This window comes from Saccharopolyspora sp. NPDC050389, assembly GCF_040655595.1.
Lineage (GTDB): Bacteria > Actinomycetota > Actinomycetes > Mycobacteriales > Pseudonocardiaceae > Saccharopolyspora.
Genome location: NZ_JBFAKG010000051.1, coordinates 15,783 through 27,499, shown reverse-complemented (window position 1 = coordinate 27,499; position 11,717 = coordinate 15,783). Strand labels below are relative to the sequence as shown.

Sequence of the window (11,717 nt, the reverse complement as noted above, 5' to 3'; positions counted from 1 at the left end):
GAGTCCCACACCGCAAGCGGCTACCGCCGCTTATTAACGGACCTGAGGAGCGAGCATGCAGTATCCGGAAGTGTCGTTCGAGGACCGGATGGGCACCGTCGACTTCCAGGTCGGCGAGCGCCCGCACATCACCGTGGACGCCGAGATCTGCCGGTCGTGCACCACCAAGGAATGCGTGCACGCCTGCCCGGCGAAGCTGTTCGTGCCCACCGGTGACGGTGGCATCCTGTTCAACTACGAGCAGTGCTTCGAATGCGGCACCTGCTACCAGATCTGCAACTCCGCCGGCGCCATCACCTGGACCTACCCGGATGGCGGGCACGGCGTCGTCTTCCGGAAGGGCTGACATGGGACCGCAGATCGTCGTGGCGCTGAGCTGGTCCTGGCGGCGGGTCCGGGTGGATCCGCTCACCGGGGCGCTCGACGCCGGAGACCGGGGCGGCAACGCCGCCGAACTCGCGGCGCTGGAACACGGCCTCCGGCTCGCCGAAGAACTCGACGGCCGGGTCCTGGCGGTGACCGTCGGGCCCGCAGCGGCAGAGGAGGTCCTGCGCGCAGCGCTGGCGGCCGGCGCGCACGAGGCGATCCGCGTGGCGCGAGACGACCAGCTGGAGCCCGGCTACCTGGTCCACAATGGAGCCGACACGGCCAAGGCGATCGCAACAGCGCTCGCGGAACCGGATTTCGTGTTGTGCGGCGACAGATCGGACGACGGCGGAACCGGAACGACGCCCGCGTTCCTCGCCGCCCGGCTCGGTGCCGCGCAGGCGCTCGGTGTCGTGAAGCTCGAATCCGACGGCGGATCGCTGCTGGCGCAGCGCCGGCTCGACGGCGGCAGCCGGGAGGTGCTGCGGCTGCCCAAGCCCGCGGTCGTCTCGGTCGAGGCCGCCGGTGTGCGCCTCCGCCGAGCGAGCCTGCCGGCAGCGCTGGCGGCCCAGAAGGCGACGATCGAAACGATCGCCGCCGAGCCGCAGCGGCGCCGACGCGTGGTCACAGCCCGCCCGCTCCGCCCACGCGCGCGGGAACTGGCGGCCCCGGCGGGAACGACGGCGCACGACCGGATGCTCGAACTGACCGGCGCGTTGCAGGATCGGACGCCGCCGACCGTCGTCGGCCCGCTGCCGGCCGCCGAAGCGGCCGACGAACTGCTGAGCTACCTGCAACGCCACGGCTACATCACGGGGGAGACGCCATGAGCAGGGTCGCGATAGTCACGGGCGCGGCACGCGGAATCGGCGCAGCGGTCGTGGAACGGCTCGCCGCGGACGGCTGGCGCGTGGTCGCCGTCGACATCTGCGCGGACATCCCCGGAACCGGATACCCGCTGGGAACCCGGGACCAGCTCCGAGCGCTGGCGGAGAAATGGCCGGAGTCCGTGCGCGACGTCGTCGCCGACGTCCGCGACGAAGCCGCTGTGCGGCAAGCCGTCGCGGTGGCGGAAACCGAGTTCGGCGGCCTCGACGCGGCGGTGGCGGCGGCCGCCGTCATGGCAGGCGGGCGGCCGCTGTGGGAAACCTCGAACGACGAGTGGGACGCCTTGTTCGACGTCGGGGTCCGAGGCGTGGCGAATCTGGCCCGCGCCGCGGTCCCGCTGCTGCTGGAACGACCGCAACCCCGCTCCGGCCGGTTCGTCGCCCTGGCTTCGTCGGCGGCCCACCGCGGCCTCTACCACCTCGCCGGCTACAACGCGGCCAAGCACGCGGTGGTCGGCCTGATCCGCGGCCTCGCCACCGACCTCCGCGGCACCGGGATCACGGCAACGGCGGTCTCGCCGGGATCGACCCGGACGGACATGCTCACCGCCACCGCGGCCTACTACGACCTGCCGGACGTCGAAGAATTCAGCCAGCACCAGCTGGTCGAACGCCTGCTGGAGCCCGACGAGGTGGCGGCAGCGGTGTGCTGGCTGTGCGGCGAAGGATCCTCGGCCATCACGGGAACCGTCGTGCACGCCGACGGAGGATTCACGGCATGACGCCCAGGCTCGCGCCCGACCCAAGCCTGCGCCGCTGGGACGGCGGGCGGACGCTCGCCGGCGGATCGCCGTTCCGCGTGCTGCGGCTGACCGCCGGCGGCGCGGCGATGGTCGACGGCTGGATCGCGGGCGAGCCGGTGACCGGTGGTGCGGCTCTGGCTCAGCGGCTCGTCCGGGCGGGAATGATGCACCCGAGCTACGACCAGGCCCAGCACAGGCCGAGCGATGTGACCGCAGTGATCCCGGTGCGCAACGGCGAAGTGTCGGGGCTGCTCGCGGCGCTCGACGCTCCCGCCATCGTCGTCGACGACGGCTCCGAGCAGCCGATCTCGGGAGCCGCGATCCGCCACGAAGCCGCCCGGGGCCCGGCGGCGGCCCGCAACGCCGGGTGGCGGCTGGCCGGAACACCGCTCGTGGCGTTCCTGGATGCCGACACGATCCCCGAGCCGGGCTGGCTCGAACCGGTGCTCCGCCACTTCGAAGACCCGGCGGTCGCGGCAGTGGCGCCGAGAATCCGCAGCATGCCAGGGAAAACGCCGCTGGCCCGCTACGAGAGCACCCAGTCGCCGCTCGACCTCGGCGACGAGCCGGGCCTGGTGCAACCCGGCAGCCGGATCAGCTACGTCCCCACGGCGGCCCTGGTGATCCGCACCTCGGCGCTGCGCGAGCTCGACGGCTTCGACGAGGAACTGCGCTTCGGCGAGGACGTCGACCTGATCTGGCGCCTGATCGCCCGGCAACACCTGGTCCGCTACGAACCGGCATCCGTCGTCGAACACGCGCCGCGCCCGCGGTGGACCGCCCTGCTGCGCCAGCGATTCGACTACGGAACCTCGGCAGGCCCGCTGGCGGAGCGGCACGGCGACGCCGTCGCCCCGGTGCGGGCATCGCTGTGGAGCGCGGTGGCCTGGACGCTGATCCTCGCGGGCCGATCAGGCGCCGGGCTGGCCGTGATAGGCGCCGCGGCGGCCCTGCTGACCCGCAAACTCGGCAAGCTCGGCATCCCGGCCCACGAAGCGATCCGCCTGGCAGCACAGGGAAACCTAGGCGCGGGACGCTTCTTCGCCGACGCGATCGGACGAGCCTGGGCGCCGGTGGCCGTCCCGCTGCTGATGCTCAGCCGCCGCGGCCGAGCGGTGCTGGTGCTGGTGGTGCTCAAGAACCTGCTGGACTGGGCGCGCAAGTGGCCCCCGCTCGACCCGGTCCGCTGGTGCCTGGCGCGCATGGCGGACGACCTGGCGTACGGCTGCGGTGTCGCGCGCGGCGCCTTCCGATCCCGCAGCCTCGCGCCGCTGCTGCCCTTCCTGACGGATCGCGGCGGCCGGAGCAGCGTCCAGGTGTCGCGATGACGGCATTGGCGAACCTGACCTGGCCGGAGGTCGCCGAAGTCGCCGGGCGGAGCCTCCTCGCGGTCCCGGTCGGCGCGACGGAACAACACGGCCCGCACCTGCCGTTCACGGTCGACACCGAGATCGCGGAGGCGCTCTGCGAACGGCTGGCGGAGCAGCGACGGGTCCTGGTGGCACCGGCGGTGACCTACGGCTCCAGCGGAGAGCACGCGGGCTTCCCGGGCACGCTGTCGATCGGCCAGGAAGCGATCGAGCACCTGCTCGTGGAACTGGTCCGCTCGGCGGACGCGTTCGCGGGAGTGGTGCTGGTGTCCGCCCACGGAGGCAACGCCGAGCCGGTCCGCAGCGCGGTCGGGAAGCTGCGAGCGGAAGGCCGCCGAGTGCTCGCGTGGGCGCCGGCCGGAAGGCCGGACGACACCCACGCGGGCCGAACGGAGACCTCGGTGATGCTGGCGCTGCGCCCGCACGCGGTGCGCCTGGACCGAGCGGAGCGAGGCAACACCACGCCACTGCCGAACCTGATCAACACGCTCAGAACCAGCGGAGTCCGCGCGGCCACGGCCAACGGAGTCCTGGGCGACCCGGGAGGGGCGACGCCGGAGGAAGGAGCCCGGATCCTGGCGGCCTGGACGACGTCCCTGACGGCGGCCGTGGCGGCCTGGGGTCGTCCTGACCAGGAAAAACGCCAATCGGAGGGCCCCGATGATCGCCCATCCGGAGGTGCGGTAGGCTAACGACACACCCCAAGAGGGGCGAAAATTGAAGAACGGGCTGTAGCGCAGCTTGGTAGCGCACTTGACTGGGGGTCAAGGGGTCGCAGGTTCAAATCCTGTCAGCCCGACCGTGGAGAAGGCCCGCTGATCGGCACGAAAGTGCAGGTCAGCGGGCCTTTTCGTGTCCCGATGTGGATCTTCGGTGATCGTCCCGAAGGGTGCCGTCTCGATTTTTCGGCATTTTTGGGAGGATTTTGGGAGGATCGGTTTCGCGGGTTTGAAATGGGGTCGCGTTGTGGGAGGCGTTGCTGTTCACCCGCGTGGGTGGTTTCGGTGTGCGCTGGACACTTGGCGCTGATCACGCGGAGATGTGGGTCTGGCCTTCGATGACCATCGACTGGGCGAGCTGGATCATCAGGTTGTTGGCCATCGGTACACCTGCCCATCGGGTGTGGTGAACGCTGGCCTTGGACAAGCTCCACGGTTACAGGCGAGTGACCGACTGTGTCTGAGGCCGGAGTTGAACCAAATCCCCACCTTGTTCGAGCGGGCCGTGCTGTGGCTGCCGCGTAGTGGCTCCGGTACGGGCCGCAGCTGAAGGCAGTGTCCAGTGTGCGTTCGAGCCCGAGGGCTGGCTCGTCCAGCATGCACATGGAAGCCCGAGTCGCTCGGCCTCGGCCAGCTGCGGATGGGCTGGCGAAGCCCTTGGTCGTAGAGGCAACGGTGCCGTCGGTGATGAAACGCCGTGCGAAACGGCGGGGGAGGTGAGCGACCATCGCAGGTTCGAGTCACCGACAAAGCGCCACGCCGCTGGACTCTCTGCCTCGACCACCTGTGCACCTGGGAGCCCTGCTTGTAGCTTGGTCCCTTAGGGTGAGGCGCCGCCCGGGCGGCGCCTCATGATCAGCTCTGGTTCTCGGGAGTCCAGTTGTGTACGGCCGGGTGGTATCCGGCGGGCTTGTCGCCGACCTTGATGCCGGGATTGACCAGCCAAGACTGGTACTCCGGCGTGAACATCGAATAGGGCTTGCCCGGCGGTGCGGCACTGGCCGCGTCGAGGTCGGTGCGCAGTTCCGCGGGCAGTTCGAAATCAAGCGCCGCTAGTGAGGAACCGAGCTGTTCGGCGCTGCTCGCGCCCACGATCGCCGAGGCGATCCCGGGTCGGGTCGCGACCCAGTTGAGAGCCACTTGGGCCATCGTCACGCCCAGCTTGTCTGCCACGGTCTCCAGCGTCTTCAGCAGTGCCCACTGCCGGTCCGTCCAGTCGAATCCGGCGCCGCCTTCGCCGCTGAGGCGACCTTCGCCGGTCAGGCCCTTGTCGGAGTTGCGGTACTTGCCGGTGAGGAAGCCGCTGCCGAGCGGGCTCCAGGCCGTGATGCCGAGTCCCAGGGCCTGGCCGGCCGGGACGTGTTCCGTCTCGATGGTCCGCTCGACGAGGGAGTAGGGCAGTTGCAGGTTGATCATCGGCACGAGCGAGTTGGCCTCGGCGAGGGTCTGCGCCCGGGCCGCGTACCAGGCGGGCACGTCGGACAGGCCCGCGTAGCGGATCTTCCCCGCCTTCGTGAGGTCGTCGAAGGTACGCAACACCTCCTCGACCGGGGTGATCCGGTCCCACGTGTGCAGCAGGAACAGGTCAATGTAGTCGGTGCGCAGGCGGTGCAGCGACGCCTCCACCGCCCTGATCATGTGCTTGCGGCCGTTCCCGCCCGCGTTCGGGTCGCCCAGGTCGACGCTGTTGGTGAACTTGGTGGTGAGCACCATCCGGTCGCGGACCCCGGCTTCCGCGACGAGGTTGCCGAGGATCGCTTCGCTCTCGCCCGCGGTGTAGAAGTCCGCGGTGTCGATGAAGTTCCCGCCCGCTTCGACGTAGCGGCGGAAGACCGGCCGGGCCTCGTCCTCGGTCTTGCCGTACGAGGCGTGGAAACCGCCGGTGCCGAAGTTCATCGTGCCCAGCGACAGGCGGCTGACGCGGAGTCCGGACCGGCCCAGCAGGTAGTACTGGGCGAATGACATGGATTCGTTGCTCCTGATCAGGTGGCGAGGCGGGGGATTCAGGGCGCGAGGAGTTCGCGGGCCTTGACCGGATTGGTGTAGTCGCGCCAGGCGATGATCCGGCCGTCCTCGATCTCGTAGACGGCCATGTTCATCACCGGGGCCAGCGGTCCGCCGGGCAGCGCGAGCCCGTGGATCTGCTAGGCGATCACGACGTTGCCGTTCACGGCCTGGTGGACGGTCTCGAACTCCACCCGGTCGAAGTTCTCGAAAACCGCCTTCCACAGGTTGACGACCCCTTCGCGGCCGTGGATCTCGTCGTCGCCGTAGTTGAGGAAGACGACCTCGGGGTGGAGGTAGGGGGCGAGCTCGTCGGCGTTCTTGGTGTTGAAGGCCGCCAGGAAGCGGCGCACCAGGGTGTCGTTGTCTTCGGCCATGCCGTTCAGGGTGGAGAACGAAAAATGGACCGGCAAGTACAGAAACAGTCGGTCCGCTTCTGTACTTGCCGGTCCATTTTCTGCTGCCTAAGCTCGCGCCGTCCACCGCTCCAGAAACGAGAGAAGGTTCCCGATGCACGCGATCTTCGTGCGCGAACACGGCGGCCCGGAGGTCATGAACTGGACCGAATTCCCCGATCCCGCACCGGGTCCCGGCGAAGTCGGAGTGCGACTGCGGGCGGCCGGGGTGAACTTCATGGACACCGGGGTCCGGAAGATGCCCGTCCCCACGTGGTCGCTGCCCGCGGTGCTGGGCGTCGAGGGCATGGGCGTCGTGACCGAGCTGGGCGAAGGCGTGCACGGCCTCGCCGTCGGCGACCGCGTCGCCTGGTACTACCACCAGGGGAGCTACGCCGAACGACTCGCCATTCCCGCGGATTCGCTGGTGCGCGTCCCGGACGACGTCGACGACGAGGTCGCCGCCGCCATCATGATGCAGGGCCTGACCGCCAACCACTTCACCACCGAGACGTACGCGATCCGGCCCGGCGACACGGCCGTCGTGCACGCCGCCGCGGGCGGGGTCGGATTGGCGCTGACCCAACTGATCAAGGCCCGGGGTGGCACGGTGATCGCCCTGGTGTCCCGCGAGGAGAAGGTGCCGGTGGCGGAGGAAGCCGGTGCCGATCACGTTCTCGTGTCCAGCGGCGGCGGTTTCGAAGACCGGGTGCGGGACCTCACCGGTGGCGAGGGCGCGCACGTCGTGTACGACGGCGGCGGCTCGGAGACGTTGCGATCGTCTCAGCTCGCCCTCCGCCGACACGGCGTCCACGCCTACTACGGCGTGCTGATCGGCAACCCGACGTTCCGCCCGATGGACATGCCGAACAGCATCCTGATGTCCTATCCGGCCGTCGGTGACCACGTGCCGACGCGCGAAGCCCTGGTCCGGCGGACGAACGAGCTCTTCGACTTCGTCCGGAAGGGGCAGTTCGCGCCGCGCATCGGGCAGCGCTACGCCCTGGCCGACGCCGCGCAGGCGCACCGGGACATCGAATCCCGGCGCACCACGGGGAAATTGCTGCTGCTGCCCTGAACCGTTCGGTCTCTCGGGTCTGCGGCGCACTTCGCGCGCCGCAGACCCGTGTCGACCCCGGTCGCATCCAATGTGGACAGAGTCAGGTGCGCCTCAGTGGTGGCCGCCCTGCGCGGTGATGACGAGGTCCACGGTCTTGCTGTCGATGACCTTGTGGGTGGGGTCGGCCAGTTGGACCAGCACCTTGTGCGGCCCGGGCGGCAGACCCTGGATGATGAGCGGATCGCCGCTGCCGTCCGCCCAGTGCCAAGGGGCGTCGTCGACCGTGACGTGGATGTGGCCGATCCGGGGCGAGACGTCGAGTGCGGCGGGCCCGTACACCGGGACGATCCGCAGGTTCTCCGCCCGGTACCGGATCACGACCAATCCCATCGCCAGCTGGTCGGGCAAGGGGGCGTCGACGACGAGCGAGGCAGGTGGTTGCGACAGCAGGGGAACGACCGGAGCCGGTTCCCAGCCTGCCGCACCGGCGGCAACCTGCGCTTCGGGCTCCGATGCCGGGGACGTCGGCGCCGACGGGGGAGCGCCGGCCGAACAGGCGGTCGCGAGTGCGGCGAAGGTGGTTGCCGCGGCGCCCATCGCGATTCGGCGGATCATTGTCCTGCGCGGCGTGGAACGACGTTCCGATGGCGGAGAACTTGGCAGGTCGTGGTGTGGCATGGGGCCACGCTAGGTTTCCGCCGGAAATCCCGGCGACCGTCGGTCGACGCCATCGCCGTACGTCGTCACCCCCGCCTGTACGGTCGGCCTACCCCGGGAGCCGACCGCGGAGTGACCACTTCGGACGGTCCTGGTAGCTCCGCGAGCGGGCGTTCGGGTCGCACGACTTGGAGGTGTTTCAGAATGGCTCCGCCAGGCTCATCCCGAAGGCACCCGGTGCCTGACGCCGATGGCGGTTTCGCGCGAAACCGGCGTCCGGCGTTCCACGTCCCGCGCGTGTCCGCGCCATTCCGGAACGACCCCTCAGCCGGGGCGTGCGGTTCGCAGGTAGTCGAGGCACAGGTCCAGCGCGGATTCCAGGTGTTCTGAGGAGTCCGTCGACATCAGGATCGTCACGCCGCCCTGGATCGCGGCGATCAAGGCGCCCGCGGTGCGCGCCGCGTCGAGATGGCGGCTGACCTGCCCGCCTTCCTGCATGTGCTCGATGCCCGCCTGGACCTGGCGCTGCCATTGGCCGAGCAGTTGCGCGGTCACCGCCTGGGCGGCCTGGCTGTGCTGACCGATTTCGGTGATCAGCACCCCCAACGGGCAGTGCACGCCCTGCCTGCGGTACCGCTCGACCACGGCGTCGCGCCACCGCCGCCACGCCGCCCACGAGGTGAGCTCCCCGAGGTGCGGCTGCTGGTCGTCGAGCACCCGGTCGGCCTCCCGCTGCGCCACCGCCAGCAGCAGTTGTTCCTTGCCGTCTGGGAAGTAGTGGAACAGCTGGCTCTTGCCGGTGCCGCTGCGCCGGCCGATGTCTTCGAGCGTGGTCGTGCCCACGCCGCGCTCGCGGATTTCCGCCGCGGCCGCGTCGATGATCCGCGAGCGGGTCGCAGCGCCCTTCTTCGTGAGCACCGGTCCTCCCATGGCGTGCACCTCCACCGGGAGTGTACTCAGCGGTTCATTTTTCGCGAGGGGTCGCCGTCCCGCCACCGGGAAAGCGGGGTGCGCCGCGCTTTCCCGGTGCCATCAGGGAACTCGGATGCCGGCGACGGTGGCGAGGGTGAAGGTGACCTCGTCGATCGCGTCCGCGAGCTCGACGGGCCGGGAGAGGAACGGCGAATGGCCGCCGGGGAGGTGCCGGACGACCTCGGCGCTCCGCAGCGCGCGCTTGATGAACAGATGCTCCTGTCGTCGTCGCAGACGATCAGCGCCGACGGGATGGTTCGCCACGACGCCCGGGTCTGCTCGTCGAGGAAGACCCGCGCGCTTTGCGGCCTGAGCCGCGCCACCGCCTCGGCGGCCCACTCCGCCGGAACATCGTGGTAGAAGGCATCGTGCGGCGGCAGGTGCGGCGCGGTCTCCGCTTCCAGCGGGAACCACGGCCCGCCGAGGGGCGAGGTCACCGCCTCGTCCGCCTCCAGCATGTGCGCCGCCAGGTAGACCAGCTGCCGCACGTTCGGCAGCGTGTCGGCGACCTCGCTGACCGGGACACCGCCGTAGGAATGCGCGAGGACGGTGACCGGGCCGTCGATGGACTCAACATGTTCCCGCACCGCCTGTGCGTCGTCGCGCATCCCGGTGTCCGGATTTCCCCACGTGCTGGGCAGATCGACCGCGGACGTCGCCCAGCCGCGGCGCTCCAGCTCGGGTACGAGCCGCTCCCAGCACCAAGGGCCGTGCCAGGCGCCGTGAACGAGGACCAGGTGCCTCGGTGCAGCCATCATGTCTTCCTCATCTCTGCGTGCGAGTCGCCCCGAAGTGGACGCGGGGCGAGGGCGGGTTTCGGCCCCGCCACGGGAAAAGGCCGTCTGCGCCGGACGGTCGTCGGCGCAGACGGCGTTTCGGGGATCAGTTGTTCGTGCAGCGGTAGCTCGACGCGGCAGTGGGGTCGCCTGCTCCCGCGTACCGGGAAACCTGCGGGTATGGGCAGAGATCGCGGGTCGCGGTCCGGCCGCCGGCATCGGTCGACGCCGCCAGGGTCGCCGGGGCCTTGCCGTGCTCGACCCAGTCCACCAGGGCGCCCAGCGGGTTCTCCGGAACCGGGCCCGCGCCGCCGCCGCAGTGCTCCACTCCGGGCGCGAGGAACAGGCGGTAGAAGTCGTTCACGCGCTCGGCGCCGCCCATCCGCCGCTGCACCCGGTCGCGGTACCCGAGCGTGCCGCCCGGCGGGATCAACTGGTCGTCGGTGCCCACGAACGTGATCAGCTTGCCGCCGGAGCGCCGGAAGTCCGACAGGTCCGGGTCCGCGGTGCCGATGATCTCGTCGTACTCCTGCACCGACTGGCGGAAGAGCTCGGTGTACCGGCGGTAGGTGATCGTCGAGGTGTCGAAGCCGGGCTGCTTCTGCAGGAAGGCCTGCACCCAGCCCACGGCCACCGGGAAGCCCGGCGCCGACGGGGTCCCGTCCGCGTCGACCTTCGTTCCGGCCAGCCACGCGGGGTCGGCCCCCTTCGGCAGGCCCGGCCACAGGCTCCGGCCGCGTTCATCGGTCGGTCCGTCCCAGACCTTGCGCATGACCTCCGCGTCCGCGGGCGTCACGGTGAGTACCTCGCCGTCGCAGAGCACCTTGGTGCCCACGAGGGTGCGCGGGTCGTAGCTGCATTCGTCCGGCCGGTCGACGAAGCCGTTGGTGACGCCGTCGTCCGCGTCGCAGGCCGCGATCGCGGCCTGCCGGAACGCGTTGAGGACGCAGTTGCTCGGGAAGTGGCGGTCCTGGTTCATCACCACCTGCGGCCACAGGGTCGCGACCGCGAACCGGGTCCAGTCGACGGCGGGGGCGTTCGCCAGGATGCCGTCGAAGTCGTCGGGGTGGTTCTGGGCCTCGGAGTAGCCCTGGCGACCGCCGGTCGAGCAGCCGTTCCAGTAGGAGTACGTGATCGACCGGCCGTAGAACTCCTGGGTCACGTCCTTGCCGATCAACGCCTCTTCGTGCACCGAGCGGGTCGCGAAGTTGGTCACCAGCGGCGCGTTGATCTTCCCGTCGGCGGTCACCGCCCAACCGGTTTCGAGGGGGTCGGTGGACACTCCGGCGTCGGTCGTCACGCCGCTGTAGCCGTCCTTGACGGCCTGGACCAGCGGCGCGCCGAAGTTCCCGGCGGAGTAGGCGCTTCCACCGATGGCCTGGAGCCGGCCCGTCCACCCGGTCTCCGGCAGCGCCACCACGACCTTGACGTGGTCGTTCGCGCCGGGGTGGGTCAGGGTGACGGTGATCTCGCAGTACGCGGGCACGCCGGTGATCTCGGACCCGGGCGAGAGCGGTGTCGCCGGGAAGGTGACGGTTCCGCCGGGCTTCCGGGCCGCCTGCACCGACTCGATCACCGAGCCGGGCGGTGCGTCGACGGGGACCGGGGAGCACGTCGGCTCGGCCGTGCTCACCACCTGCGCCGGGTCGCCGGGACCCAGCTGTGCCGCGGCGATCCCGCCCAGGGGGATCAGCGCGAGCGGCGCGGCCGCCGCTACCAGTTTCGTCAAGAGCCGCATGGACTTCCTTCTCGCTGTTTCTCGCATTCG

11 protein-coding genes, 1 tRNA gene and 1 pseudogene are annotated in these 11,717 nt (G+C 70.3%); 7 read left to right on the top strand and 6 right to left on the bottom strand.

The annotated features are described in order from the left end of the window. Window positions 1-55 precede the first annotated feature (55 nt). The 6 genes from AB0I53_RS29295 to AB0I53_RS29270 all read left to right on the top strand — a co-directional run bounded on the left by AB0I53_RS29295 (window position 56) and on the right by AB0I53_RS29270 (window position 4,165). Window positions 56-346, top strand: a complete 291-nt coding sequence (locus AB0I53_RS29295) for a 4Fe-4S dicluster domain-containing protein (RefSeq protein ID WP_358609792.1) — start codon at window positions 56-58, stop codon at window positions 344-346. A gap of 1 nt (window position 347) precedes the next feature. Then, window positions 348-1,196, top strand: coding sequence for a mycofactocin-associated electron transfer flavoprotein beta subunit (locus tag AB0I53_RS29290; protein WP_358609789.1), 849 nt, complete (start codon window positions 348-350; stop codon window positions 1,194-1,196). After that, the gene (locus AB0I53_RS29285) at window positions 1,193-1,975 is read left to right on the top strand and encodes a mycofactocin-coupled SDR family oxidoreductase (protein WP_358609786.1); all 783 of its coding nucleotides are present in this window, start codon (window positions 1,193-1,195) and stop codon (window positions 1,973-1,975) included. Before AB0I53_RS29290 ends, AB0I53_RS29285 begins: the two co-directional genes overlap by 4 nt. Further along, window positions 1,972-3,324 carry a mycofactocin biosynthesis glycosyltransferase MftF gene (gene mftF, locus AB0I53_RS29280; RefSeq protein WP_358609783.1) on the top strand — a complete coding sequence of 451 codons (1,353 nt, stop codon included), beginning with the start codon at window positions 1,972-1,974 and terminating at the stop codon, window positions 3,322-3,324. Before AB0I53_RS29285 ends, mftF begins: the two co-directional genes overlap by 4 nt. Further along, window positions 3,321-4,058: a mycofactocin biosynthesis peptidyl-dipeptidase MftE gene (gene mftE / locus AB0I53_RS29275; protein WP_358609780.1), complete on the top strand. Its 738-nt coding sequence runs from the start codon at window positions 3,321-3,323 to the stop codon at window positions 4,056-4,058. The genes mftF and mftE overlap by 4 nt, the downstream gene beginning before the upstream one ends. Before the next feature lie 33 nt (window positions 4,059-4,091). After that, window positions 4,092-4,165 (top strand) — tRNA-Pro (locus AB0I53_RS29270). 775 nt (window positions 4,166-4,940) lie between these two features. Here the strand turns inward: AB0I53_RS29270 and AB0I53_RS29265 are convergent. Further along, entirely contained in the window at window positions 4,941-6,050 is a 1,110-nt protein-coding gene (locus AB0I53_RS29265; protein WP_358609777.1) for an aldo/keto reductase, read from the bottom strand. A 38-nt stretch (window positions 6,051-6,088) separates the two neighbouring features. Beyond that, window positions 6,089-6,466, bottom strand: a pseudogene (locus tag AB0I53_RS29260) (nuclear transport factor 2 family protein). A gap of 133 nt (window positions 6,467-6,599) precedes the next feature. Here AB0I53_RS29260 and AB0I53_RS29255 point away from each other — a divergent pair. After that, window positions 6,600-7,562, top strand: coding sequence for a quinone oxidoreductase (locus AB0I53_RS29255; RefSeq protein WP_358609774.1), 963 nt, complete (start codon window positions 6,600-6,602; stop codon window positions 7,560-7,562). A 93-nt stretch (window positions 7,563-7,655) separates the two neighbouring features. Here the strand turns inward: AB0I53_RS29255 and AB0I53_RS29250 are convergent, their stop codons facing one another. The 4 genes from AB0I53_RS29250 to AB0I53_RS29235 form a co-directional block, all read right to left on the bottom strand. Further along, on the bottom strand, window positions 7,656-8,141 hold the full coding sequence (locus AB0I53_RS29250; protein WP_358609771.1) for a DUF6130 family protein: 486 nt from the start codon (window positions 8,139-8,141) through the stop codon (window positions 7,656-7,658). A 384-nt stretch (window positions 8,142-8,525) separates the two neighbouring features. Beyond that, the gene (locus tag AB0I53_RS29245) at window positions 8,526-9,119 is read right to left on the bottom strand and encodes a TetR/AcrR family transcriptional regulator (protein WP_132481709.1); all 594 of its coding nucleotides are present in this window, start codon (window positions 9,117-9,119) and stop codon (window positions 8,526-8,528) included. Between the two features lie 38 nt (window positions 9,120-9,157). Then, complete coding sequence (locus tag AB0I53_RS29240; RefSeq protein WP_358609768.1) at window positions 9,158-9,928, bottom strand: alpha/beta hydrolase; 771 nt, start codon at window positions 9,926-9,928, stop codon at window positions 9,158-9,160. A gap of 127 nt (window positions 9,929-10,055) precedes the next feature. Beyond that, window positions 10,056-11,687 carry a tannase/feruloyl esterase family alpha/beta hydrolase gene (locus tag AB0I53_RS29235; protein ID WP_358609765.1) on the bottom strand — a complete coding sequence of 544 codons (1,632 nt, stop codon included), beginning with the start codon at window positions 11,685-11,687 and terminating at the stop codon, window positions 10,056-10,058. Window positions 11,688-11,717 lie beyond the last annotated feature (30 nt).